This window comes from Gilliamella sp. B2969 (genome assembly GCF_026536195.1).
Lineage (GTDB): Bacteria > Pseudomonadota > Gammaproteobacteria > Enterobacterales > Orbaceae > Gilliamella.
This window is the reverse complement of the sequence record NZ_JAFNOP010000005.1, coordinates 168,107-193,492: the sequence shown is the minus strand read 5'-3', so window position 1 is coordinate 193,492 and position 25,386 is coordinate 168,107. Positions and strand designations below refer to the sequence as shown.

22 protein-coding genes and 1 tRNA gene are annotated in these 25,386 nt (G+C 34.1%); 17 read left to right on the top strand and 6 right to left on the bottom strand.

What is annotated here, in order from left to right:
- Positions 1 to 100 precede the first annotated feature (100 nt).
- A complete protein-coding gene (locus tag J3U66_RS06270) occupies positions 101 to 1,075 on the top strand; it encodes a hypothetical protein (RefSeq protein WP_267333800.1) in 975 nt (324 codons plus the stop codon).
- A 68-nt stretch (positions 1,076 to 1,143) separates the two neighbouring features.
- On the opposite strand, the gene gpsA is transcribed toward J3U66_RS06270, so the two are convergent.
- The 3 genes from gpsA to J3U66_RS06255 are packed head-to-tail and all read right to left on the bottom strand — an operon-like array spanning position 1,144 to position 3,145.
- Entirely contained in the window at positions 1,144 to 2,157 is a 1,014-nt protein-coding gene (gene gpsA, locus J3U66_RS06265; protein WP_267343686.1) for an NAD(P)H-dependent glycerol-3-phosphate dehydrogenase, read from the bottom strand.
- 44 nt (positions 2,158 to 2,201) lie between these two features.
- Entirely contained in the window at positions 2,202 to 2,675 is a 474-nt protein-coding gene (secB, locus tag J3U66_RS06260; protein WP_267333798.1) for a protein-export chaperone SecB, read from the bottom strand.
- A gap of 29 nt (positions 2,676 to 2,704) precedes the next feature.
- Positions 2,705 to 3,145, bottom strand: a complete 441-nt coding sequence (locus tag J3U66_RS06255) for a rhodanese-like domain-containing protein (RefSeq protein WP_267333797.1) — start codon at positions 3,143 to 3,145, stop codon at positions 2,705 to 2,707.
- A 728-nt stretch (positions 3,146 to 3,873) separates the two neighbouring features.
- Between J3U66_RS06255 and glnA the strand changes: the two genes are divergently transcribed.
- The 12 genes from glnA (at position 3,874) to fruA (ending at position 18,837) form a co-directional block, all read left to right on the top strand.
- Positions 3,874 to 5,283: a glutamate--ammonia ligase gene (gene glnA / locus J3U66_RS06250; protein WP_065633690.1), complete on the top strand. Its 1,410-nt coding sequence runs from the start codon at positions 3,874 to 3,876 to the stop codon at positions 5,281 to 5,283.
- Positions 5,284 to 5,357: 74 nt separating this feature from the next.
- Complete coding sequence (gene glnL / locus J3U66_RS06245; RefSeq protein WP_267333796.1) at positions 5,358 to 6,407, top strand: nitrogen regulation protein NR(II); 1,050 nt, start codon at positions 5,358 to 5,360, stop codon at positions 6,405 to 6,407.
- An 11-nt stretch (positions 6,408 to 6,418) separates the two neighbouring features.
- Positions 6,419 to 7,879: a nitrogen regulation protein NR(I) gene (gene glnG / locus J3U66_RS06240; RefSeq protein WP_267333795.1), complete on the top strand. Its 1,461-nt coding sequence runs from the start codon at positions 6,419 to 6,421 to the stop codon at positions 7,877 to 7,879.
- Positions 7,880 to 8,512: 633 nt separating this feature from the next.
- Positions 8,513 to 9,712, top strand: a complete 1,200-nt coding sequence (locus J3U66_RS06235; RefSeq protein WP_267348413.1) for a hypothetical protein — start codon at positions 8,513 to 8,515, stop codon at positions 9,710 to 9,712.
- Between the two features lie 265 nt (positions 9,713 to 9,977).
- On the top strand, positions 9,978 to 10,934 hold the full coding sequence (locus J3U66_RS06230) for a siderophore ABC transporter substrate-binding protein (RefSeq protein WP_267333793.1): 957 nt from the start codon (positions 9,978 to 9,980) through the stop codon (positions 10,932 to 10,934).
- An 8-nt stretch (positions 10,935 to 10,942) separates the two neighbouring features.
- Entirely contained in the window at positions 10,943 to 11,902 is a 960-nt protein-coding gene (locus J3U66_RS06225; protein WP_416379636.1) for an ABC transporter permease, read from the top strand.
- Positions 11,892 to 12,863, top strand: coding sequence for an iron chelate uptake ABC transporter family permease subunit (locus tag J3U66_RS06220; protein ID WP_416379590.1), 972 nt, complete (start codon positions 11,892 to 11,894; stop codon positions 12,861 to 12,863). Before J3U66_RS06225 ends, J3U66_RS06220 begins: the two co-directional genes overlap by 11 nt.
- Positions 12,860 to 13,615, top strand: a complete 756-nt coding sequence (locus J3U66_RS06215) for an ABC transporter ATP-binding protein (RefSeq protein ID WP_267348411.1) — start codon at positions 12,860 to 12,862, stop codon at positions 13,613 to 13,615. Before J3U66_RS06220 ends, J3U66_RS06215 begins: the two co-directional genes overlap by 4 nt.
- Before the next feature lie 167 nt (positions 13,616 to 13,782).
- The gene (gene cra / locus J3U66_RS06210; RefSeq protein ID WP_267333789.1) at positions 13,783 to 14,811 is read left to right on the top strand and encodes a catabolite repressor/activator; all 1,029 of its coding nucleotides are present in this window, start codon (positions 13,783 to 13,785) and stop codon (positions 14,809 to 14,811) included.
- Between the two features lie 188 nt (positions 14,812 to 14,999).
- The gene (gene fruB, locus J3U66_RS06205) at positions 15,000 to 16,202 is read left to right on the top strand and encodes a fused PTS fructose transporter subunit IIA/HPr protein (RefSeq protein ID WP_267348410.1); all 1,203 of its coding nucleotides are present in this window, start codon (positions 15,000 to 15,002) and stop codon (positions 16,200 to 16,202) included.
- On the top strand, positions 16,202 to 17,137 hold the full coding sequence (fruK, locus tag J3U66_RS06200) for a 1-phosphofructokinase (protein ID WP_267348408.1): 936 nt from the start codon (positions 16,202 to 16,204) through the stop codon (positions 17,135 to 17,137). Before fruB ends, fruK begins: the two co-directional genes overlap by 1 nt.
- An 8-nt stretch (positions 17,138 to 17,145) precedes the next feature.
- A complete protein-coding gene (gene fruA / locus J3U66_RS06195) occupies positions 17,146 to 18,837 on the top strand; it encodes a PTS fructose transporter subunit IIBC (RefSeq protein ID WP_267348406.1) in 1,692 nt (563 codons plus the stop codon).
- A 64-nt stretch (positions 18,838 to 18,901) separates the two neighbouring features.
- On the opposite strand, the gene J3U66_RS06190 is transcribed toward fruA, so the two are convergent.
- On the bottom strand, positions 18,902 to 19,474 hold the full coding sequence (locus J3U66_RS06190) for a TIGR00730 family Rossman fold protein (RefSeq protein ID WP_267333785.1): 573 nt from the start codon (positions 19,472 to 19,474) through the stop codon (positions 18,902 to 18,904).
- Between the two features lie 149 nt (positions 19,475 to 19,623).
- On the opposite strand from J3U66_RS06190, the gene J3U66_RS06185 reads away from it, so the two are divergent.
- Positions 19,624 to 19,699: transfer RNA gene (locus J3U66_RS06185), tRNA-Asn, on the top strand.
- 484 nt (positions 19,700 to 20,183) lie between these two features.
- On the top strand, positions 20,184 to 20,921 hold the full coding sequence (locus tag J3U66_RS06180; protein ID WP_267333784.1) for a carbonic anhydrase: 738 nt from the start codon (positions 20,184 to 20,186) through the stop codon (positions 20,919 to 20,921).
- Positions 20,922 to 21,042: 121 nt separating this feature from the next.
- Here J3U66_RS06180 and J3U66_RS06175 read toward each other — a convergent pair whose 3' ends face one another.
- Positions 21,043 to 21,588 carry a hypothetical protein gene (locus J3U66_RS06175; RefSeq protein ID WP_267348404.1) on the bottom strand — a complete coding sequence of 182 codons (546 nt, stop codon included), beginning with the start codon at positions 21,586 to 21,588 and terminating at the stop codon, positions 21,043 to 21,045.
- 911 nt (positions 21,589 to 22,499) lie between these two features.
- On the opposite strand from J3U66_RS06175, the gene J3U66_RS06170 reads away from it, so the two are divergent.
- Positions 22,500 to 23,408 carry a DUF5655 domain-containing protein gene (locus tag J3U66_RS06170; protein ID WP_267348402.1) on the top strand — a complete coding sequence of 303 codons (909 nt, stop codon included), beginning with the start codon at positions 22,500 to 22,502 and terminating at the stop codon, positions 23,406 to 23,408.
- Between the two features lie 46 nt (positions 23,409 to 23,454).
- Positions 23,455 to 24,123, top strand: coding sequence for a hypothetical protein (locus J3U66_RS06165; RefSeq protein WP_267348400.1), 669 nt, complete (start codon positions 23,455 to 23,457; stop codon positions 24,121 to 24,123).
- Between the two features lie 942 nt (positions 24,124 to 25,065).
- Here J3U66_RS06165 and J3U66_RS06160 read toward each other — a convergent pair.
- Positions 25,066 to 25,311, bottom strand: a complete 246-nt coding sequence (locus J3U66_RS06160) for a helix-turn-helix domain-containing protein (RefSeq protein WP_267348398.1) — start codon at positions 25,309 to 25,311, stop codon at positions 25,066 to 25,068.
- Positions 25,312 to 25,386 lie beyond the last annotated feature (75 nt).

The following is a 25,386-nucleotide window of genomic DNA, read 5'->3' as shown; positions in this document are numbered from 1 at the left end:
TAAAACAAAACATTATTATAAATGCCATTAGGGCTATTGAATAATTAGACAATCGATGTTGCTCAAAAAAATAAGCATTAAAAAATGGACTGGAGATAAAATGTTAATATTAACGGCTAATGAGATTAAAAAAGTTTATACCATGCAAGATGCGATTGCAGCAGATAAGCAAGCTTTGAAAATTTATACCGAGGGTAACAGTGAGGTACCATTACGGATTAATTTTGATATGCAAAAGGGGCAGAGTTTATTTATGCCTGCACATATAAAAGGGAGCGATATTGTCGGCATTAAAATTGTGTCAGTCTTTCCTGATAATCCAACCTTAGGTAAGCCATCAGTACCGGCACAAGTCTTATTGCTTAATCCACAAACAGGTGAAGTTTGTGCAATGTTAGATGGCACTTATGTTACTCAACTTCGAACTGGTGCGGTACAAGGCGCGGCAACAGATTTATTAGCGCGTAAAGATGCTCGTCGCGCGGTATTGATTGGTACGGGAGGACAAGCTGTATCTCAGTTGGAGGCAATGCTAACTGTTCGTCCACTAACAGACGTGGCCATTTTTGATATTGATAGTGAAAAAGCCAAACAGTTCACCGAAGCGATGAAAAGACAATTTGAACATTTCTCTGCTAATTTTTATTGCTCACAGGACTTGGATCAAGATATTAGTCAAGCCGATATTATTACTTCTGTGACGACTTCAAAAGTAGCGACGTTTAATGGTGCTAACGTTAAACCAGGCACTCATATTAATGGTGTTGGTGCTTATACGCCAGAAATGCATGAAATTCCAAGTGATGTAGTGAAAAAATCGTCTATTCGTGTTCTTGATACTAAAGCAGGTGTTTTTGCTGAAGCCGGCGATATCATCGATCCGATCAATCAAAAGTTAGTGTCTAAAGATGATTTTTTAGAATTAGGCAATTTAGTGATGGACTCTACGCTATGTCGTGAAAATGATCAACAAATTACGTTATTTAAAACCGTTGGTACCGCTGTGCTAGATGTTTACGTTGGCTATGATATTTACTTAAAAGCCAAACAAAAAGCAATCGGCTTAACAATATAAAATAGGGCAATAGCCCTTTTTTTTACACAAATTTTTAAGTAAGCAATAGCCTTTTATCGATATAAAACTTAACTTTTTAATTCTTCTTTTTGCGAACGCCCAAGTAATGCCATTGCCGCTTGTTTTGGATCTTTATGTTCATATAGGACTTGATATATCTGTTCTGTAATTGGCATATCGACGTGATTGTTTTTAGCTAATAGCCAGACTTCTTTGGTGTTTTTATATCCTTCGACAACTTGAGCTATCGTTTTTTGTGCTTCTTCAATGGTTTTATTTTGACCTAATAATATACCAAAGCGACGATTACGTGATTGATTATCAGTACAAGTTAAGACCAGATCACCAAGCCCAGCCATCCCCATAAAGGTGGCAGGGTCAGCGCCAAGTTTAGCACCTAATCGCATCATTTCAGCCAATCCTCGGGTAATTAGCGCTGTTCGAGCATTGGCACCAAAACCAAGTCCATCAGATAGACCTGCACCAATAGCAATAACATTTTTGACAGCGCCACCTAGTTGTACGCCAATAAAATCTTTACTGCTATAAACACGAAAACTTTTACTACAGTGAAATAAATTCTGTAACTCAGTTAAAAACAAATCATCGGTCGATGCAACGGTTACCGCAGTGGGTAAACCTGATGCGACTTCTTTGGCAAAGGTCGGACCAGAAATGACTGCTAAAGGAATTTCATTACCTAGAATTTCTCTTGCTACATCTTGTAATAAACGTCCTGTGTCGGCTTCTAAACCCTTTGTCGCCCAAACGATTTTTGAATCTTTACGTAAAAAAGGTTTAATTTGCTTTAAAATAGTAGCAAAAGCGTGACTAGGTACTACAATAAGTAAGATGGGTGCAGCACTAACAGCGGTTTGTAAATCCGTTTCAACCTGTAATTCAGGTGGAAAAGCAATATCTGGTAAAAATTGCTTATTTTGCCTATCTTGCTGCAAAATAGTCATTTTATCAGGGTTATGACCCCATAATCGTGTTGGATGACCATTACGAGCCAGTAATATTGCTAAAGAGGTTCCATAGGAACCTGCTCCAATGACTGTTACTACAGCGCTTTTTTTCATGAATAATCCGATAAACTGATTAAAAATTTATTGCCAAACAACCACTATTGTAGTGTTTCAGCAGAACTAGCTTCAGCTTGTTGTTGAAGATAGTTAAGGAATAGTGCATCAAAATTTACTGGCTCTAAATTGAGTTGAGGGAATGTACCTTTGGTCACTAAACTTGACACGACTTCTCGAGCATAAGGGAACAATATATTTGGACAGTAAGCCCCAACGCAGTGTTGTATTTGGTTTTCATCAAAGCCAATTAATGAAAAAATACCGGCTTGAGTAACTTCACATATATACACAACTTCATCTTGTGACTTCACTGTTACTGTGACGCGCAAAGCAACTTCATACACGCTTTCATTCAAAATTTGAGATGATGAATTAAGTTCAATATTCATGTCAGGTTGCCATTGTTTTGTAAAAATTTCTGGCACATTATTGGTTTCGAACGAAACATCTTTAGTATAAATACGTTGAATTGCGAATTGTGTTTCGGCTTGTTGTGTATTGTTTTGTTCAGTCATGATAAAACCTTATTTATTTTTAAATTATATTATTTTCTAACTAATGGTAAATTTTCGCCATTCCATCCAGCAATGCCATCTTTTAAGGCATAAACATGTAAAAAACCTTGTTTTACAAGAATTTCACCAATATTTGTTGATGATAAGCCATTTTCATCGATTAAAATAATAAGATCCTCTTTGAATTTATCAATGGTTTTGGCGCTTGCATTTTTAATATCAATCGGCAAGATATTATGAGATTCAGTCACATGCCCTTTTTTGAAGCTATCAGCAGAACGAATATCAACAATAACGGCATTTTGCTTATTGATCATATTGATTGCTTGAGCATTATTAATAATCTTAACTTTCGATAATTTGCTTTTAATCGTTAATACAATGATTGCAATGAATAACACAATCCAACCGAGTGAAAGTAAAAGGTGATTTTTTACAAAAGGAATAATTTCGAGTGTAATAAAGTCCATACTTATGTGATTACCTGATTTTTTCGATATAAGCTAAGATTATAGCGATATTATGCGGTGAAATATAGTACCATTATGTGAAAACATTATTAATGTCATGATGATTATTCGATTTTTAAGTTAAAAATAGATAACTTTAAACAGAATGATATTGATAAGTGGTTACTCAATTGATTACGTTTTTCTAATTTAGTGATATGAATTCCAATCAAATATTCTCCAAATAACGCAAAGAATCTTTATTAGTTTCTCCTATTTTTTGCATATCATGGTGACCAATTTTTCTGGTTTGTTTCAATATTAACCATCGAACAGACAACAAGTAGCACTTACTTTTTCTAATACTAAAATAACACTGAGCAAAACTAAAAATTATTATTGAATTATCATGAGGCATTAAAAAATGCTGGAGTAAAGTTCAAACAAAATATCTGTATGCACCAATACTGAAAGTTTATAAAAGCTGCAACTGTATATAACTTATTTTATATTGGTTTTAGTTTAAGCTTTTGTAATCTTTGATTAGGTAGCAATGATTGGTTTTGGTGCATTACTTTGGTGCTTATTGCTTTATTTTGGTGCAATAATAATATTTGTGTTATTATCAGGTTAGCTTATTGACCACTTAAGCATGGTTAAAAAATGGCATCATATTTGCATAACTGTAAACAACTTGGCAAAAATGCCTTTTAAACTGAACAATTATTTGTCCTTAATGGAGAAGATACATGTCTACACAAAAAGTTTTAACACTAATTAAAGAAAACGATGTTAAGTTTGTTGATTTACGTTTTACCGACACAAAAGGTAAAGAACAACACGTAACAATTCCTGTTAGCCAAATTGATGCTGATTTCTTTGAAGATGGTAAGATGTTTGACGGTTCATCAATTGCAGGTTGGAAAGGTATTAATGAATCAGACATGGTATTAATGCCAGATGCATCAAGTGCGGTAATTGATCCATTTTTTGAAGATGTGACGTTAAATTTGCGTTGTGATGTTTTAGAGCCTGCGACATTGCAAGGTTATGATCGCGATCCCCGTTCAATCGCTAAACGTGCTGAAGAGTTTTTAAAATCATCAGGTATTGCTGATACGGTTATTTTTGGACCAGAGCCAGAATTTTTCTTATTTGATGATGTGCGTTTTGGTACGCCAATGTCAGGTAGCTTTGTACATATTGATGATATCGAAGCCGCTTGGAACTCAGGCACTAAATATGAAGAAGGCAATAAAGGCCATCGTCCAGCAGTTAAAGGTGGTTACTTCCCACTTCCTCCCGTTGATTCATCCCAAGATATTCGTTCTGAAATGTGTTTAATCATGGAGCAATTAGGTTTAGTTGTTGAAGCGCATCACCATGAAGTAGCAACAGCAGGTCAAAACGAAATTGCTTGTCGTTTTAATACATTAACTAAAAAAGCCGATGAAGTGCAAATTTATAAGTATGTAGTACAAAATGTTGCGCATGCTTATGGTAAAACAGCGACATTTATGCCTAAACCGATGTTTGGCGATAATGGTTCAGGTATGCACTGCCACCAATCATTAGCCAAAGATGGGGTAAACTTATTTGCAGGCGATAAATATGCGGGTCTATCTGAAATGGCGCTATATTATATCGGTGGTATTATTAAACATGCTAAAGCAATTAATGCCTTTACCAACCCTGCAACTAACTCGTATAAACGTTTAGTCCCAGGTTATGAAGCACCAGTGATGCTTGCTTACTCAGCACGTAACCGCTCTGCGTCAATTCGTATTCCTGTTGTGACTAGCCCTAAAGCACGTCGCATTGAAGTTCGCTTCCCAGATCCAGCCGGTAACCCATACTTATCATTTGCAGCGCAGTTAATGGCTGGTTTAGATGGCATTATCAATAAAATTCATCCGGGCGATGCGATGGATAAAAACTTGTACGATTTACCACCAGAAGAGTCTAAATTAATTCCACAAGTGGCTGGCTCACTTGAAGAAGCACTTAATGCTTTAGATGCAGATCGTGAGTTCTTAACTCGTGGTAACGTATTTACTAATGACACTATCGATGCTTATATTGATTTAAAACGTCAAGATGTTGATCGTGTTCGTATGACTCCACATCCTGTTGAATTTGAGTTGTACTATAGTTTATAAGTTATTTTCGATTTAACTTAAAGTACTCCACCGCTAATCAGCGGTGGTGTCTAGCGAGGGCGGGAATTGAAACGATGACATTTGATAATGAATCTGATGCTAATCTTGTTCTCGATTCAATAATCACAAGTATTTTATTGCTCGATAAAAATCTTCATATTCTTTATGCCAATACGGCAGCTCAGCAATTATTATCGCAAAGCACAAAAAAATTATTAGAGAGTTATTTGCCTGATTTATTGAGCTATTATTCGTTGGATTTTGAACTCATGTTAAGTGCGTTAGAACAAAATCAAGGTTTTACGGATAATGAAGTCAATTTAGTGATTAATAATGAATTGCATATTTTATCATTAACGGCACAATTATTAGCAAATGGACGCATTCTTATTGAAATGGCGCCATTAAATAACCATAAGCGCCTTAGCCAAGAGCAATTACAACAAGCTCAACAAAGTGCTGCTCGAGAATTAGTTAGAGGGCTTGCTCATGAAATTAAAAATCCATTGGGTGGTCTACGTGGCGCGGCTCAATTATTATCTCGGGAATTACCTAAAAATGAATTACAAGATTATACACAAATTATTATTGAGCAAGCCGATAGACTCAGAAACCTGGTTGATAGATTACTGGGCCCTCAGCAGCGGTTACAGCAAAAAGAACAAAATATTCACAAAGCAATAGAACGAATCTATGCTTTACTCTGTTTAGAAAAGCCAATTAATATTCAAATTTTACGTGATTATGATCCAAGCTTACCTGAGTTAATTCATGATTCTGAACAGATAGAACAAGTGATTTTAAATATTGTCCGTAATGCATTGCAGGCTATAGGAACAAAAACAGGAACAATAACGATAAGAACAAGAACGGCCTTTCAGGTGACTTTACATGGACAACGTTATCGACTTTGTGCCCGCATTGATATTGAAGATAATGGGCCTGGCGTACCGGTTCATATACAAGATACCTTGTTTTATCCAATGGTGAGTGGTTATGAAGGGGGAACAGGAATTGGACTTTCGATTGCACATAATATAGTCGATCAACATCATGGAAAAATTGAATTTAATAGTTGGCCTGGACATACTGAATTTTCTGTCTATTTGCCAATTAAACAATGAGGTAAATTAAAATGAATGTTTGGATTGTTGATGATGATAGTTCAATTCGATGGGTATTAGAAAAAGCACTTACCAATGCTCACTTTAACTGCGTTACTTTCGCGAATGGTCAAGAAGTGATTGATGCGTTAGATACGCATGTGCAAAAACCTGCTGTATTGATCTCGGATATCAAAATGCCAGGACTTGATGGGTTAACCTTGTTACATTATGTGAAAGAACAAATACCGAATTTACCTGTAATTATCATGACAGCCCATTCAGATCTTGATGCAGCGGTCAATGCTTATCAAAAAGGTGCTTATGACTATATTCCTAAACCATTTGATGTGGATGAAGTCATTCAATTAGTTGAACGCGCAATTTTACAAACGCAAACAAACAAGACAAGTCAAACCACAACAGCAAAAGCCTCAACCGGTATTATTGGTGAAGCCCCCGCGATGCAAGAGGTTTTTCGTATTATTGGGCGGTTATCTAAATCATCGATTAGTGTATTAATAAATGGTGAGTCAGGAACCGGTAAAGAGTTAGTTGCCAAGGCGTTACACATCCATAGTCCGCGTTCACAATCGCCTTTTATTGCTCTTAATATGGCCGCAATTCCTAAAGATTTGATTGAATCCGAACTTTTTGGGCATGAAAAGGGCGCTTTTACTGGCGCTGCTCAAATCAGACATGGTCGATTTGAACAAGCTAATGGTGGAACTCTATTTTTGGATGAAATTGGCGATATGCCGTTAGATGTGCAGACGCGATTATTACGCGTACTTGCTGATGGACAATTTTATCGAATTGGTGGTTATTCACCGGTTAAAGTCGATGTACGGATTATTGCCGCAACCCATCAAGATCTTCAAGCGAGAGTAAGAGAAGGTAAATTTAGAGAAGATCTTTTTCATCGTTTAAATGTTATTCGTATTTTATTACCACCGTTACGAGACAGAGCACAAGATATTCCAAAACTTGCTGAACACTTTTTGCATACAACTGCAAAAGAATTAGGTGTTGAAAGTAAAATTTTTAGTCCAGAAGCTTTAAAAATTTTATGTATGTCAAAATGGCCAGGGAATGTTAGGCAGCTTGAGAATACCTGTCGATGGGTCACAGTTATGTCCTCAAGTAAAGAAATACTGGTACAGGATTTGCCACCTGAACTACTACAAATGTCTATGCCTAAAAATTCAATAGAGTATGAACCCCACTCTCAACCATTTCATCAACCAGAACTTGAAATGAATTGGCAAAATTTACTTGAAAATTGGGCTAAACAAGCATTAATTGCAGGTAAAACAGGGATATTAACCGAAGCAGTAAACGATGTTGAACGTATTTTATTGAATTGCGCGTTAAACTTTACGCGTGGTCATAAACAAGATGCCGCACATCTATTAGGATGGGGACGTAACACGTTAACAAGGAAGTTGAAAGAATTATCAGATGATACACAAAATAAATTAGATGAGCTTTGATCATTAATTAAATAAGTTAGTTTGATTACTTTTGAATTAAAGTTTTTAAACTAACTCAATTAAAGTTTATTTGAACAACGACTTTTCAATTCTTAACAAAAAATTTGTATATTTATTTCTGATTTTCTCTCATTATTAATTAGAACCATAATTAACATTTTTCTATTTTTAGAGCAATGTGATTCATTTAATATGATTTTGGTTGTTATTCTTTTAAAAAAAAACAAAAAATAACTTTTCGCATAAAAAAACGAATTTATGCAGAAATATATTGACATTTAGGAAGGGAAACATATATAATGTTTAAAACGCAAAACGCAAAACGCAAAACCTGTAAAACCCTATTTATCGTTAGATAAATCGTTATATTTAAGTTTATTCTTTCACTCTAATCATTTTCGATCCTCAATTAACTTCTTATTCTCCTTTTTAAGAGGAAAAACAGCTCTTTTTAATCAGAAAATATTTAATTCAGTTTCTTTTTATTTAAAATTTATTGGTATCATTTTAGGATTAATCACTGCTAATTCAGTTAATTCGTTAACTGCCACCACTTCAGCTGCAATTCATGGCAATGCACCATATTTAACTTTTGATAATGGAGCCACTAGCAGAAATAAAACAGATCCGCTTTTGAATATTACGCTTTACGATGGCCGAAGTTATAGCATCAAAGATAGTTTATCGACAAAAAGCAACCCAATTCGACTTCCTGCTGGAGGCGAAAAATTAAAAAATATTAAAACTGAACTTCCTTTAAATAAACTGAAAATCAGCTTGTTAGATCTAATTTCAAGTAAGGGTTATTGGAAAGATAATGATGGTGATAAGTTGTATACTGTTTCTGGCAATTTAACGTTAACGGTTAAAAGCGCTGATGGTGAAATGGTAAATAACCCTGAGCAGCTTTTGAATGATGCTTGTAATTCTCCCTATCAACTCAGTTTAACCAGTGATAGCGGCATTTTATCAACTCGCTATGGCTTGCCAAATTCTTCTAATTTTATTGGTAATCAAGCAGTTTACTATCTTATCCCTAATAAAGTGACCACTCCTTATTTTTGCTTTGCTCGGCCTAATTTAAAGTATAATGATAGCGATCCTTTTCCAAATTTTACATCTATGTCGGGACCAACAAGTCAATGGGATGGTAGTAAAGGATTTAAACTTCAAACCTTATATCAACCTTCGACCAATTTTCCAACCACAGCATCAAAAGGACTGTATTTTTATTTAACGGTAGCAGGGGCATTATCAAGTGAATTAAGCTATAGTAAATCGCCACAAAACTCTGGGATTAGCTTAAATATTACAACCGATAATATTAAACAAATCAATGTTGCTAAAGTAGAATTTCAAGGACCAGATAATGGTTCAAGTGCTGCAGAAGCTGCAACTGCAAAAGATCCAACTACTTTTACCATTTATTCAGATAAGAATAAAAAAAATATGATATACCGCTTCACAATAAGTAAATGGTTTATAGCAAAACCTGGTTATATTGACTATCCTTCTGCTAAATCCTACTGTGAAAATTTAGGTTACAAAATAGCTAATATTCTCGACTTAACTAATGCAAATGGTTGGGAATGGCAAGGTGGTTTGCCTAATCAACCCAATAATTACCAGCGTAGGATTGGTCAAACTTTATTTGCTGAATGGGGATTTACTGATAAGAATTATTATACAAATAGTGATCTAGAGTATGGTGATTATTGGACTGGGCAAATATACGACAATCTGAATGAGCCTTATCTTGTCCATTCAGATACCGGTGATGTATATCATGGTTATCTTGGTGGTAATAAACAGCGAGTTGCTTGCGTTAACTGATAGCTTTAACACAAATTTAGTATGAAAATTATTTCCTCATAGCCAATTATAACGGTGTGAGGAGTCGCACTAATAACATTGCCATCTTCACTGGATAAAATGTATTTATTCGATTGTTATATTTCTAATCTACCTAAAATACCCATTCTTTTATTCTATTAAAGTTAATTGAATAGCTTTATTTTTTTCGTTACAATCTAATGCAAATGATAATTGTTATATTTATCATTTCTTTTTTTATCAAGAATGATGATTAGGAGCCAAAATGTATTCACGTATCAAATTTAAGTTTATAGTGTTGTTAACAGCGCTATTTGTGTTAGCGGGATGTGATGATAATAAAAAAAATGAGCAAAGTTCAGTTAATAAAATAACCATTGAGCATGCGCAAGGTAAAACTGATGTACCTGAAAACCCTAAAAAGGTGGTTGTTTTTAATATCGCAACACTCGATATTATGGATGCTTTGAATATTCCTGTCTCAGCGGTTCCTCAATCTGATGTGCATTTCCCTGATTTTTTATCGAAATATAGTGATAAAAGTTATACTAATGTGGGGACGTTATTTGAGCCAAATTATGAAGTTTTAAGTTCATTAGCGCCTGATGTTATTATCGCAGGTGGTCGTGCGAACGATGTTTATAATAAATTAAATGATATTGCGCCAACTATTTCTCTTGATATTGATCCAAATAACTTTTTGGCAAGTTTAACACAAAGAACTGAACAATTAGGCACGTTGTTTAATAAACAAGATCAAGCTAAAAAGCTTATAGCTGATTTTAATCAAAAAATTGAACAACTTAAACCAAAAACAAATACCGCTGGAAGTGCACTAGTCATTATGGTTAATGGTGGCAAAATGTCAGCATATGGACCAAAATCTCGCTTTGGTTTTATCTTTGATATATTAGGTTTTAAACCTGCCACAACATTCCAAGAAGCAGGGCGTCATGGTAACGCAGTTACCTCTGAGTTTATTTTAAGTGTTAATCCACAGTGGCTTTTTGTTTTAGATAGAGATAATGCTATTGGAAATAAAGAAGCGCAATCAGCTCAACAAGTTTTAAATAATGATTTAATTCAAAAAACGGATGCATGGCAAAATAATCATATTGTCTATTTAGATTCAACCTCAATGTATATTGCTGGTGGTATTCAAACTTATAGCCACTTAATGGATCAAATAAGCGAAGCTTTACAAAAAACATCAGCTAATTAATCAAAGATATGGTTAAGTCGTTTTATTTTATTACAGGCATTTTCATTTTGTTGATAATGTCTGTAATAAGTTTATTTATTGGGGCTGGGAATGTCACGCTCTCTGATCTTTGGATCGATAGTACGATGCGAGAGATTTTTTTTGTTAGCCGCGTTCCCAGAACCGTTGCTTTATTATTTGCAGGTAGTGCCATGAGTGTTGCCGGTTTAATAATGCAATTGTTAACCCAAAATCGATTTGTTGAACCTACTTTAGTTGGCACTACTCAATCAGCCAGTCTTGGTTTATTAATTATGATGGTTCTTGCACCAAGTGCAAGTGTGATGACAAAAATGGTTGTTGCCAGCTTATTTGCTATGGCGGGTACAATGATTTTTATGGCGATTTCCCGAAAAATCATTTTCAAATCAGCATTGATGGTGCCGCTTATTGGTATTATGTTGGGGGCAGTCATTAGCGCGATTACAACATTTTTCGCTATGTATTTTGATTTATTACAATCGCTTGGTGGTTGGGAATCAGGCGACTTTTCAGGTATTTTACAAGGCCGTTATGAATTATTATGGTTAGTCGGCGGTTTGACATTGCTTGCTTGTTGGAGTGCCGATCAATTTACCGTTGCAGGTTTGGGACGCGACTTTTCAGTTAATGTAGGTCTTAATTATCGTCGAGTCATGTTGACGGGACTTATTGTTATTGCATTAATTGGTGGGATTGTTGTTGTGGTCGTTGGTGTTTTACCTTTTTTAGGATTGATTGTGCCAAACATTGTAAGTTTATTATTTGGTGATAATGTTCGTAAAACGATACCTTGGATCTGTTTATTTGGCAGTGGATTAGTATTAATTTGTGACATTATTGGTCGGCTAATTCGTTATCCCTTTGAAATTCCCGTGAGTGTTATTCTTGGCGTAGTTGGCGCTATTATTTTCTTAATATTATTGAGTCGAAGACGCCATGTCAGTTAATCAAAAACGTTATACAATAAGTCAAAAAAGAGTATTTTTGTTATTTATTCTGTCTTTAATTTGTATAAGTTGTTTTATGACTTTAAACCTTAAAGGCAATATTAGTTATATATTGATGCACCGAACTTGGATTGTGCTAACCATGATTCTGGTTGCTTTTGCTGCATCGACTTCTACCTTACTTTTTCAAACCGTGACCAATAATCGAATTTTGACTCCATCAATTATGGGATTTGAATCTTTGTTTGTGTTAATCCAAACGATTGTGATCTTTTTTATTGATACACAAGGTATTCCCTATATTGGGATTATTGGTAAATTTGTATTTGAATCATTATTATTAATTTTATTTTCTCTCTTTTTATACCGTGGTTTATTCACTAAACTCAAACAAAATCTACATTTAGTTTTATTAATCGGTATTATTTTAGGTACGTTGTTCCGTAGCTTTTCTAACTTACTGCAACGTTTAATGACGCCAACAGAATTTGCTGTGTTACAAAGTCGAATTTTTGCAACATTTACCCGTGCTGAACCTGTCTTGATTATCTTTTCATTAATAATAGCCGCTGTGATTGGTGTATTTTTGTGGAAAATGCGATTTCGATTCGATGTACTTGCTTTAGGTCGGGATAATGCGATTAGTTTAGGTATCGATTATCAAAAGAGCGTTACAATAATTTTATTACTCGTTTCTGTTTTAGTCGCAATATCGACGGCATTGGTTGGACCGTTTACTTTTTTGGGTCTATTGATCGCTAATCTTGCTTATAGTATTAGCGGATCAAGCCAACATCGTTATTTACTGCCTACCGCTTTTTTATTGGGTATCATTTTTCTGGTCGGTGGGCAAATGTTTCTAGAGCGTGTGTTAAATATGGTTGGCGCTTTATCTATAGTGATTGAATTTATTGGTGGTTCTTTGTTTATTTTCTTATTATTGAAAAAGGTTCCAATGTGATTGAAATTGAAAATGTTTGTAAAAATTATCAAACTATACCCGTATTAAAAAATGTCAATGCGACTATTTCGCAAGGTGGGATTACGGCAATTATTGGACCGAATGGTGCAGGTAAATCAACGCTTTTATCGATTATCAGTCGACTGTTATTGGCTGATGAAGGTGTTGTTAAAATTCAAAATATGGATGTTGTTAATACACCAAGTGATAAACTTGCGACCTATTTATCTGTTTTAAGACAAGAAAATCGGTTTACCAGTCGGTTAACTGTTTTTGAACTTGTTGGCTTTGGGCGTTATCCTTATACCAAAGGGCGCTTAAATGCTGATGATTATAAGCATATCAATCAAGCTCTGGATTTTTTGAATCTTACCGAATATAAAGATCGTTTTATTGATGAGTTATCCGGTGGTCAGCGCCAGCGTGCTTATGTGGCTATGATTCTTTGTCAAGATACCGAATATGTCTTACTCGATGAACCACTCAATAATTTAGACATGAAACATGCGGTTGCTATGATGAAACAATTACGTCGAGCAGCAGATGAACTCGGTAAAACCATCGTTATTGTCATTCATGATATTAATTTTGCATCCGTTTATTCAGACTATATTTTGGCGATGAAAAATGGTGAGCTTGTTTATCAAGGTAGTCCAGAGCAAATTATGAATTCACAACTTTTAGAGGATATATTTGATACTCCTATAAAAATTGAGAATGTCCAAAATCAAAATATTGCGATTTATTATTAACTTATTTTTTATGCTTGATATCGAACATAAACGAATTCAAACTTTAACCAGTTGAACAATGATTGTTCCTGCATTAACACTGTTAATCATCAGATAAAACAATTAAGGTTTACAATTTCTCTTTATTCATGTTTAATTGCCAACAATATGTTTGCTGAGACTATATTATGAAATTAGACGAAATTGCTTTGTTAGCGGGTGTGTCTCGAACTACAGCTAGCTATGTAATTAATGGAAAAGCAAAAAAATATCGTGTTAGTGATAGAACGATTGAAAAAGTCTTAGCGGTCGTTAAAGAGCATAACTATCAACCAAATCAAGTCGCAGCAGGACTAAGAGCTGGTAAAACACGCACAATAGGTATTATTATTCCTGATTTGGAAAATAGTAGTTATACAACCATTGCCAATTACTTAGAGCAATTAGCGCGCAAAAATGGATATCAATTATTACTTTCATGTTCTGAAGATAAACCAAGTATTGAGCAAGAGTGCGTAAGGCATCTTCAGCAGCGGCGAGTTGATGCTTTAGTCATATCTTCATCGTTTGTGTCTCCTCAAGATTATAGGTTTTATGATGGTTGGCAAAATAACCAAATTCCATTATTTGCCTTAGATAGAACATTATCCAATAATCAATTTAGAAACATCGTTGGATCTGATAAACAAGATGCCAAAACGTTAGGCTCCACGTTTAGTCAATTTGTTGATGGAACTGTCGTTTATATTGGTGCTTTGCCTAATTTATCGGTTAGTCAATTACGTCTTGAAGGATTTGAATCAATTGCAGCAAACCAGTTTAATAAAGTTGATTTTTTATATGCAAATAATTATAGTCGCTGTGACGCCGAAATTGTATTTAGTCATTGGTTAGAAACGCATGATATACCCGATGGTATTTTCACTACCTCCTTTTCATTATTACAAGGCGCGATTGATTCAATTTTAAAAAAATTTGGCTATCTACCCAATCAACTGACGATTGCTACTTTTGGTGATCATGAACTGCTTGATTTTTTACCGTGTAAGGTGATATCGCTTGCTCAAGATCATCAAGAAGTTTCACAAGTTGTTATCGCATTATTAATGGAAAGCTTGCGTGAACAAAGTTATAAGCCTGGTACAACCATTATTCCTAGGCGGTTGCTATATAGAGGAAGCTTGGGTAGAGCCTGTCTGAGCGATTATAAAAAATAACTTTTTTAAGTTTTAATCAAAAAATTGGATCTAGATCACATATTAATTATTAATAGAGATAATTTATTTGATAAATATTTTAATTGTATTCATCATTGCTGAAACGATTCAATATAATTCAATTAAGGATTTAGAATTGTTGAGTTATTTTAGCAAACCCAACATTTTAACCCAGAGGTATTTATTCTATGTTTCATTTAGTTAAAGAAAATATTCATTTAAATGAACAAGCGACTAACAAGCAAGAAGCAATAAAAAAAATTGCCGCAGCATTAACGAGTGCAGGTTTTGTTGAAGATGGATATGTTAAAGGTATGCTAGAGCGAGAAGAGCAAGCTGCAACCTATCTGGGTATTGGTATCGCGATTCCTCATGGCACAACAAAAACTCGACATTTAGTGAAAAAAACAGGTGTACAGGTATTTTGTTTTCCAAATGGCGTTGAGTGGGGTGATGATGGTGAAAAAGCTTACTTGGCTATTGGTATTGCGGCAAGCTCTGATGAGCATTTAGAATTACTTCGCCAATTGACACATGTTCTTGGTGAAGATGGCGTTGAAGATAAAATTAAAAAAATTCAAACAGCGGATGAAGCAATTGCTATTTTAACTGACAAAGTAGAGCAACAAGATAACAAATTTACCATTCATCAAGATTCAGTGTTATTAGATATTCAAGCAGATAGCCTAGCAACCCTACAAGCATTGAATGCTTCGCGTTTAAAACAGCACAATGCAGTGAATGCTAATTTTATTGCCGATGTGCTTGATAACAAACCTAATTATTTAGGCAATGGGATTTGGTTAAGTGATAGTAAAAATGGTAATTTAAAAAATGCGATTGCCATTAGCCGTACAGTTAGTCATCTGAGTGAAGATAGTAAACCTGTAAAATTACTTATAACAATGTCGGTTGTTGATGATTCAGTTGCAGAAGTTGTGCATCACATCGCATCGTTGATTTTTAGACAAAAATTAGACCAACTTTTAACAGCAAATGTCGAGCAATTAAGTCAGCTACTTATTTCTGGTTCTGATATCAATAATTCTGAGCATGTTGAATCGATCCCTACTCTTGCTCAATCTAATGCAGCCGAATCAAATGATAATGAATTAAGTCGTGAATTTGTTATTCATAATGAAAATGGCCTGCATACCCGCCCATCATCTGTATTAGTTAAATTGGTAAAAGAATTCAATAGTAAAATAACGGTTGCCAATTTAGATGGTAAAGGTGAGCCTGTAAGTGCAACCAGCTTAATGAAGATTGTAGCTCTAGGTGCTAAAAAAGGCAGTCGTCTTAAATTTACTGCTGTTGGACAAGATGCTGAGCAAGCGCTCGAAGCCATAGGTCAAGCCATTGCTAGCGGATTAGGTGAGGGAACTGAATAATGACTTATCGTGTTGCAACAATTACATTAAATCCCGCTTATGATCTATTAGGTTTTTGTCCTAAAGTTGAACTTGGTGATGTTAATTTAGTCCAGACAAATGCACTACTTGCTGCTGGTAAAGGGATTAATGTTGCCAAAGTACTATCAGATCTGGATGTTAAGTTAACGGTAGGCGGTTTTTTAGGTAAAGAAAATCGTGATGGTTTTAACTTGCTGTTTAAATCACTAAATGTCGTCGATAAATTTCAAACCATTGATGGGCGCACCCGTATTAATGTTAAATTAACTGAAGAAAATAGCGAAGTTACCGACCTAAATTTTTCTGGTTTTACGATTAACGATCAAGATTGGCAGACTTTCGTTACCGATTCATTAGAATGGTTAAAAGATATAGATATGGTTGCCATTAGTGGTAGTTTACCTGCTGGCGTATCTCTGGAAAAGTTTACAGAATGGATGAAGCAAGTTAAAACAATTTGCCCTAAAGTGGTATTTGATAGTAGCCGTGATGCTTTAGTAGCAGGTCTTAAAGCCAACCCTTGGTTAATTAAACCAAATGATAAGGAACTTGAAATGTGGGTTGGTCGAAAGTTATCTACGCTTACTGACATCAAAACAGCTGCTTTACAAATTATCGATAGTGGTATTGAAAATGTGGTCATCTCACTTGGCAGCAAAGGTGCATTATGGGTAACAAAAAATGAAGCGTGGATTGCTAAACCCCCAAAATGCCAAGTTGTTAGTACAGTTGGTGCGGGTGACTCAATGGTCGCTGGATTAATGTATGGTCTTATGACTAATCAATCAATTAAAGATACGTTAGTGTTTGCATCAAGTGTTGCAGCGCTATCTGTTGAACAAGCAGGCGTAGGCATTTCTGATCGTCAAGCTGTAACAAATATGCTCGGCAAAATTGAAATTAACGCTGGATAGGAGTATTCATGAATATATATATTGTTGAAGGTAGTAATACAGGTCCAGTAAATGGACGATTAGCTAAAGCTGAACTTATTTTAGCTGCTAATGCTTTAAATTTAAATGTAGTTGAAAACGCAGCAAATGCCGATGTGATTGTTGCAGTGGGTACAGGATCAATTGCTGATACGTCAGTGATGGGTAAAAAAGTTTATGTTGTTGAACATATCGATGATGTTTTTGCCAATTCGAAACAAATATTAAACGATGCGCCAAATAAAGCAAAAGTTTATGAGCAAACAGCGACAACAGCTTCAGCTTCTGCTACAGGGATAAAACGCATTGTTGCTGTTACTGCTTGCCCAACAGGTGTGGCTCACACATTTATGGCAGCCGAAGCCATTGAAGAAGAAGCAAAAAAACGCGGCTGGTGGTGTAAAGTTGAAACACGTGGATCAGTTGGCGTGGGGAATGAATTAACACCTGAAGAAGTTGCTTCTGCTGATGTCGTTATTGCTGCATGTGATATTGATGTTGATTTAAGCAAATTTGCCGGTAAAAAATTATACCGTACTAAAACTGGTCCTGCTCTTAAAAAGACCGCTCAGGAATTAGATAAAGCATTCGAAGAAGCAACAATTTATCAACCTACAACCAATACCTCATCAGCTAAATCAAGTAATGAGAAGAAGAGCGTTTATAAACATCTATTAACCGGTGTTTCGTATATGTTACCTATGGTGGTTGCAGGTGGGTTAATTATTGCGCTTTCTTTTGCATTCGGATCATTTGAAATTGTTGATGGCGTACAAAAATTAATTGGTGAGCCACATTTGGCACAGATTGGTGGACTGGCGTTTTCACTGATGGTGCCATTACTTTCTGGATATATTGCCTATTCGATAGCCGATAGACCTGGCTTGGCCCCTGGTCTTGTCGGTGGTTTGCTTGCGGTATCAACCGGGGCAGGTTTTTTAGGGGGCATTATCATTGGTTATTTTGCTGGTTATTTAGCCTTGTTAATTACTCGATATTTACCACTACCAAAAACGCTTGAAGCATTAAAACCTATTCTAATTGTGCCTTTACTTGCAACATTGGTAACAGGTTTAGTCATGCAGTTTATTGTCGGTACGCCTATAGCATGGTTAATGAATGCTTTAACTGAGTGGTTAAAATCAATGGGTACCGCAAATGCCGTTATTTTAGGTGCTATCTTGGGTGGCATGATGTGTACAGACATGGGCGGACCAATTAATAAAGTCGCTTATGCGTTTGGTACAGGTTTGATTTCTGCTCAAGTCTATGCACCAATGGCAGCAGTAATGGCGGGCGGCATGGTTCCTCCATTAGCGATGGGATTAGCAACTTTAATTGCTCGTAAAAAATTTGCTAAAGCTGAACAAGAAAGTGGTAAAGCGTCTTTAGTTTTAGGTTTATGCTTCATCTCTGAAGGGGCCATTCCATTTGCAGCGCGTGATCCGTTACGTGTTATCCCTTGTTGTATTATTGGTGGTGCAATTACAGGTGGTATGGCATTAGCCTTTGGTTCAGAATTGATGACGCCGCATGGTGGGTTATTTGCATTAGCAATCCCTGGCGTTGTTAAACCTGTTGGTGGTTATTTATTGTCAATCTTAGTCGGCTCTGTCATTGCTGGTGTCGTTTATGCGGTTATTAAAAAACCGGAAGTTGTTGCTGAAGAAGTTACACAGTAATTATTTTTATACTTACAAAAAACGCCATTTTATAATGGCGTTTTTACTTTTTGATAAATAATAATTACTTTTTCACCCAACGCTGTAGGTCTTTAGCAATAAAATCATCCATTTTTTGTAATATATTTGTTGCATCATCCGATACGATTAATGTGTTATAAAAACTTTCTCGAATAAACCCCTCTTGTACTGCATGCTTTAAAAAGTTCAGCAGAGGTTGCCAAAATTGGCTATTGAATAGCGCGACAGGTTTTTCATGGTAGCCTATTTGCATCGCCGTCCAAACTTCAAAAATTTCTTCTAATGTGCCTGTTCCACCTGGCATCGCAATAAAACCATCAGCTAGTTCAGCAAGCCTTGCTTTGCGTTGATGCATATTTTGAACAACTTCTAACTGAGTAATGCCATGATGCGCAGTTTCGGCTTTAACTAAACGTTCAGGAATAACACCAATAACCTCACCACCATTAGCTAATACGGCATTAGCAATAATCCCCATTAACCCTTTATTGCCACCACCATAAATTAATCGCCTATTTTGTTTGGCAATGGTTTGACCAAGTTGTTCAGCTGCAACACGATATTCAGCACGATTGCCTTCACTGGCACCACAAAACACACAAATATTCTTTTTCATAAACGTTTATTTTACCTATCTTGTCATTTTTAACTTATTTTAGCATAGACATAGACAAATTTGCTTACAAGCTGAGCAATTGATTTTATTTAGTGTTTTAACGATTGACATAAACGTAATAGATGGTTAATATTTTGTCCGTCAAGTGTTCCTCCATAGTTCAGTCGGTAGAACGGCGGACTGTTAATCCGTATGTCACAGGTTCAAGTCCTGTTGGAGGAGCCAAATTCAGTTTTTAAGAACCTGCATTGAGCAGGTTTTTTTATGTCTAATCATCTATGATGGATTTTTGGTCTGTGATTAGCCTTATATGATTGCTTATCTTGCTATCACCTAGTTACTTTTTCCAAATTACCTAAAGTAATAATATAAATTCAAATTGTTACTCACTCTATAACACTTTCCACAAAAATTACTCCAACTGTATTATTGACTTCTATTAATTCTATCTTCATTAACTAAAAATTGTGAATAAAATTCAAATTTCTATTCTTTATTGATCCCCTGATAATATTAAGTATAGCTGTGATGAGCATGAACTTCATTCATGTTATGAAGATTGATGTCAAATTAACAACTTAATTTTTAAAAATGTCAAAGATTTTTTTTATAAAAAAACAAAAAAGTCTTAGTGGTATATTCTAGTAAGGCAATTTTTTGAGGCGTATAATTTGAGACCCGTTAATCAACGTTCTAGTGAAAAATTAAGATGAAACTTAACATAATCATGGCGGCTTTAATGGTAACGAGTTTATCATGTGCTGCTGCAGAACATTCTTCACATTGGGGGTATGAAGGTGAAGATAAACCTGAAAATTGGGGAAAACTATCACCAGAATTTTCAACTTGTGAAAATGGCAAAAACCAATCACCTATCAACATTGAACACGTGTTCAAAACTCATCATGATAAACTTAAACTGGTATTCAAACCAGGTAAGCAAGAAATTATCAATAATGGTCACACTATTCAAGTTAATGTTGGTGAAGGTAATACTTTACAAATCGATAACGAAGTTTTCACCTTACAACAATTCCACTTTCATGCGCCAAGTGAAAATGAAATTAAGGGCAAACAGTTCCCAATGGAAGCACATTTTGTCTATAAAAATAAGAATGGTGAGTTAGCTGTGGTTGCACTGATGTTTAATAAAGGAAAAACGAATCCAGAATTAGCAAAAGCCTGGCAACAAATACCAACCGAAGTTGAAGCGACGGCAACGCTTACTCAGCCTGTTGATATAAAAGCTCTATTACCAAATAGGTTAGATTTTTATCGCTTTAGTGGTTCATTGACAACTCCTCCATGTACAGAAGGGGTAAGATGGATTGTGTTAGAACAAGAAAGCAGTGCATCGGCTGAGCAAATCGAAAAGTTCCACTCAATTATGCATCATGATAACAATCGACCAGTCCAACCATTAAATGGAAGGGTAATTGTTGATTAATGTCCAAATGGCTCTATCAAATGTATTTAGATAGAGCCTATTTTAACAAATTTTTTTCGATTCTATTATAAATAAACTTGTTAATTTTTTTCATAATCGAAATTAAAAAACCAGAAATTACTTATAAATGCTTTGCAACCTCTCGGGCAACATCTAAAGCAATCTGATCCCAAGCATATTCTACCACAGAAGTCATATTTGCATCTTTTACACCACTATCATTTTGCTTGGTTGAAAACTCTTTAGTCCACGTTTTACCTGATAATTCAAATGTGAGATTTAAATATACACTAGCATTATCAATATTCGTCATGCCATAAGTAAATTTAGTTTTGGCATGATTAACAATTATTGTCAGTTTCTTCCCTCCAGAATTTATGTCAGCGTATGTACTAATTGCCTCTTCAATTCTAGTAGAAAGCCCTATACCGGTTGGGATTCGGGTACGACTACCACCACCAATAAATCCTGAAGAACCTTGTATGTCAATACGTGTAGTAAAACTATCAGGAACCCATACAATATTTAAGTTTTGTTTTTGAGGTAAATGGATTTCTGATTTTATTTGTTTTAATGATTGATAAGACAAACGATCATTAAATTGGAGATGAACACTACAACCAGATAAAATAAATCCAAGACAAGTTAATAAAATTATTTTTTTCATACCATTATCCTTAATAAAATTTTCAGTAATATTATGTAATTAGAACAATTAAATTAATAATTACTTACAATTCATAATTAGATAATTTTTCGGTTTATAAACTCGAAGGTAACAAGGATACTTCGATTTGAAATTAAATAAACCAAACATTTTAATTGTGTGAATTAATAGTCAATGGTATTCAGTTAATCGTTGATTATTAATAATAAAATCTAATCTAATCTATGGCTTTATTGGATAACAATAGTGTTTTTTCTATTTAAATGTTTGAATAAGGGTAAAAGGTAGTATTTTCTCCAAATAAAACCATATTAATAACATAGATCTTTATCTCACAGAGGTATTTATAATGAATACTAAGCGCGTCAGCGAGTGATATATGCGGATAAATTTCTAATCCAAGAATAGTTCTTTTTCAAGAATAGGAACATTGATTCTGAATACGTTATAATTTTTATCCGAGGGTTTAATTAAAAGATTAATAATCATTATGATAGATTTATTATTTTTCATTATTAGCTTGAGTTTTCTTAATTAAGTATTTAGCAACAACGTTGCTGTTCTCCTTGAATATCTCTTTATGGCATACCTAACAATTCTTATACAAAAATACAATTTATATCAGATATGATGATTTGGTTAAACTTCTTTGGATTAATTTAGAAAAATTAGAAACAAAAAATAAATAATTCATTAATTTTTTCAATAAATTACGAACTTTAATAAGCTGGAGGGAGTTAAATTATTTTATAATAAATTGATTAATTGAATAAAAATAGTTTAATTTTTTGTAGACCAATTTAAGTGCTGATTAGGTTAATATTCGTAATATCTTTATTTTTATACACAATGAAAAAAAACACGAAATCGTTTATTCTATAAAAAATGATGAGATTGATTAGGAAATAATGATGCAAATTTTTACAAATAAAAGTCAAAAATTGACTATCTTAAAAGAAAAACCATTCAAACTAGAAAAAGAGATCCAGTCATTATTTGAACATAATTTAGATATTATTGGTAATTTAACCTTTGTAAAATCTGAATTCAAAATTAAAGATTACCGCATTGATACTTTAGCTTATGATACTGAAGCGAATGCATTTGTTATTATTGAATATAAACGTGAACGTAATTTTAGTGTTATTGATCAGGGCGTGACCTACTTAAATCTTATGCTGGATTATCAGGCTGATTTTATTGTCGAGTATAATGAATCTTGCCAAGCGAATTTAAAACGTCATCAAATTGATTGGTCGCAAAGTAAAATTATTTTTGTTTCCCCTGCGTTTACTGACTATCAAAAACAATCGACTAACTTCAAAGATTTAGCCATAGAACTATGGGAAATTAAACGGTTTGATAATGACTTAATTTCGATTAACCCTATCAAACGTTCTAAGTCGGCACCAAGTATTAAACAAGTACAACATACGAAAGATTCGGCATTAGATAAAGTAACCAAAGAGTTAGTTGTATATGATGAAGACTACCATTTAGAGGATAAATCAGATGACGTTCTAGAGCTTTATGAAAGCTTTAAGAATGCTATTTTAGCGTTATCGACAGATCTAGAAATTTCACCTAAAAAATTTTATATTGCTTTTAAACAGGGTAAAAATAATATTGTTGATATTCATATTCAAAGTAAATCGTTGAAGATATGGATTAACGCCAAAAAAGATGAACTGGATGATCCAAAAAAACTCACTAAAAACGTTTCGAATGTTGGTCATTGGGGAAATGGGGATTATGAGTTGACGGTAACTGATACTAAGAATTTAGAATATATTATGAGTTTGGTAAAGCAGGTGTTGTAAGAAGCTACGCTCTTTATGAGGAATAATAAATAGTATGTGGAACAAAATGAGTGATTATTTAAATAGAAATGGGTTTTTGAACATGTCACTAAACCTATTTTGGTGTTTTGTAATACTTTATCTAATAGCAAATCAATATTATGTTATTGCTGGAATCATCTTTTATATTCCCACTATTATTTATATTGTTACTCATTATCAACAATTATTATCTCGCCTAAAAAAATGGTGGAAACTTCTACTTAGTTTTGGTTTTTTATTCTTTTTTGCTCGCATTTATGCCGAAAAGTCATTAAGCTATATTTATGATATCAACCCTGAGTATTTAAATTACTCGGTTAGTATATATGCCACGTTAGTAGCATTGTGCATTGGTGTCATCTTAATTTTTCTATTTTATTTTATTCGTTATCAAATAAAATCTTCATGGTGGGGATTTCTTAATTTTTTGACTACAAAGCATAGAGAAAAGACACAATCAATTGAGTTTTGCTTGGCACCATTTGTGATGATAGGAATGTTTAGTATAATTTTTCCATTATCTTATGTTGCCGATGAATTGAGGGATTATTATATTATCGCTGATGCTTATCCTATTTCTGACTGTGGTGAGAAACATAAAGATATTGTTTATATCAGAAAAAACAATGCTGAATGTTATTCAATTAAGTTAACGATTCCACCTGTATTTAATACCATAGAAATAAAGAAATAAACTTAACTATAAATAATATTCTTTATTGATATTTATGGGTTGTAAGTGGAATCTTCATTATCAATTACATAATTTTTATTAATTTTTTAAATTTTAATCCTGTTTTCTAAATCTATTTTATGCCATGTTCCAGGTGAGGGATAGACAGGTTTTCACGTAATTAGTTATGGACATAATTTATTTGCTAATCAATAAACTTAGAATGTTTTATCCTTGTATCTAACTATCTCTTGTATCGACTTTCAATTTTCTGAAATGTATTTTCAAACGCAGCTTCCCGTTCTCTTTGATAAGTTTCTACTTGATCTGATTTTATATGTAAAAATTCTCTTTATCAGCATATTCGATCAATTTATCTTTAAAATTGTCTATAATTGATAAAATAATATCTCTAATTTTTTTATTTCTTCTAGTTCCGAAAAGGAATCTTCATCTTCCTTTTCTAAATACTTACCGCCATGCAATTGAATTTCTATTTTTTAAAAAGTGAACATTAATATAGTTTTCATTCAATTTTAACGGTGGTTTATATTTTAGACTGATGATAGTGTGAATATTCTTTAATTTTTTAGGTGTGAGATTTCCAGCTGTATCAATAATGGAAGAACCATGGTCATTATCAACATCAATATCAACGTTAAAGTTAACGTTTTCTAATTTATTGATAATACTTATTTCATTTTGGATAGTCAGGTACTCAGTATTTTCATTACACTACGCAACAATTTTTTTAATGAAACAGCTTTGAAGTTTTGAGTTAATTCGTTAATTCTTTTTTTTGATTCAGTAATATATGTGATATAAATTTTACTGCTTTGGTGTTAACTCTTTACTAGTTAGTCCTTCTACTTTCGGTGATTTCCAATCTGTAAGCATGCCGTAAACCGTGCATTTTATTGAACCTGACTTTTTAGTATTGTCTGTAATAGATTTTAGATGGTTCTATTCACATTTTTTAATTCGCAATACCCGAATTTTCTTTCTATAACGAGAGGGCCAAATTCGTTTAGCCTCTATACCCAATGCATTGGCAATAATCAGTTCGCCTTTTGTCCATGGGCGAAGAAGTGCGTTAGAAAGCGTTGAAGGTGCATAGCCAGATTGTCTAGATAACGCAGATAGCGTTGTTCCTTTCTTTTTCAATGCTCCAATAATATCGGCAGGATGCCAGTCTTTTTTGCTATTCATAACACCTCCTAAAATCATCAATTACATGAATTATTAATGTAAAACTTTAATTATGATTAAATTAAAATCAAAATT

What these genes read in the sequence shown, in the direction of transcription:
- fruK (WP_267348408.1), top strand. Translation starts at nt 16,202, where the DNA reads ATGACTTATCGTGTTGCAACAATTACATTAAATCCCGCTTATGATCTA.
- secB (WP_267333798.1), bottom strand. Translation starts at nt 2,675, where the DNA reads ATGACTGAACAAAACAATACACAACAAGCCGAAACACAATTCGCAATT.
- J3U66_RS06225 (WP_416379636.1), top strand. Translation starts at nt 10,943, where the DNA reads ATGGTTAAGTCGTTTTATTTTATTACAGGCATTTTCATTTTGTTGATA.
- gpsA (WP_267343686.1), bottom strand. Translation starts at nt 2,157, where the DNA reads ATGAAAAAAAGCGCTGTAGTAACAGTCATTGGAGCAGGTTCCTATGGA.
- J3U66_RS06170 (WP_267348402.1), top strand. Translation starts at nt 22,500, where the DNA reads ATGCAAATTTTTACAAATAAAAGTCAAAAATTGACTATCTTAAAAGAA.
- J3U66_RS06160 (WP_267348398.1), bottom strand. Translation starts at nt 25,311, where the DNA reads ATGAATAGCAAAAAAGACTGGCATCCTGCCGATATTATTGGAGCATTG.
- glnA (WP_065633690.1), top strand. Translation starts at nt 3,874, where the DNA reads ATGTCTACACAAAAAGTTTTAACACTAATTAAAGAAAACGATGTTAAG.
- J3U66_RS06165 (WP_267348400.1), top strand. Translation starts at nt 23,455, where the DNA reads ATGAGTGATTATTTAAATAGAAATGGGTTTTTGAACATGTCACTAAAC.
- cra (WP_267333789.1), top strand. Translation starts at nt 13,783, where the DNA reads ATGAAATTAGACGAAATTGCTTTGTTAGCGGGTGTGTCTCGAACTACA.
- J3U66_RS06270 (WP_267333800.1), top strand. Translation starts at nt 101, where the DNA reads ATGTTAATATTAACGGCTAATGAGATTAAAAAAGTTTATACCATGCAA.
- fruA (WP_267348406.1), top strand. Translation starts at nt 17,146, where the DNA reads ATGAATATATATATTGTTGAAGGTAGTAATACAGGTCCAGTAAATGGA.
- J3U66_RS06230 (WP_267333793.1), top strand. Translation starts at nt 9,978, where the DNA reads ATGTATTCACGTATCAAATTTAAGTTTATAGTGTTGTTAACAGCGCTA.
- glnL (WP_267333796.1), top strand. Translation starts at nt 5,358, where the DNA reads ATGACATTTGATAATGAATCTGATGCTAATCTTGTTCTCGATTCAATA.
- J3U66_RS06190 (WP_267333785.1), bottom strand. Translation starts at nt 19,474, where the DNA reads ATGAAAAAGAATATTTGTGTGTTTTGTGGTGCCAGTGAAGGCAATCGT.
- fruB (WP_267348410.1), top strand. Translation starts at nt 15,000, where the DNA reads ATGTTTCATTTAGTTAAAGAAAATATTCATTTAAATGAACAAGCGACT.
- J3U66_RS06175 (WP_267348404.1), bottom strand. Translation starts at nt 21,588, where the DNA reads ATGAAAAAAATAATTTTATTAACTTGTCTTGGATTTATTTTATCTGGT.
- J3U66_RS06180 (WP_267333784.1), top strand. Translation starts at nt 20,184, where the DNA reads ATGAAACTTAACATAATCATGGCGGCTTTAATGGTAACGAGTTTATCA.
- J3U66_RS06220 (WP_416379590.1), top strand. Translation starts at nt 11,892, where the DNA reads ATGTCAGTTAATCAAAAACGTTATACAATAAGTCAAAAAAGAGTATTT.
- glnG (WP_267333795.1), top strand. Translation starts at nt 6,419, where the DNA reads ATGAATGTTTGGATTGTTGATGATGATAGTTCAATTCGATGGGTATTA.
- J3U66_RS06255 (WP_267333797.1), bottom strand. Translation starts at nt 3,145, where the DNA reads ATGGACTTTATTACACTCGAAATTATTCCTTTTGTAAAAAATCACCTT.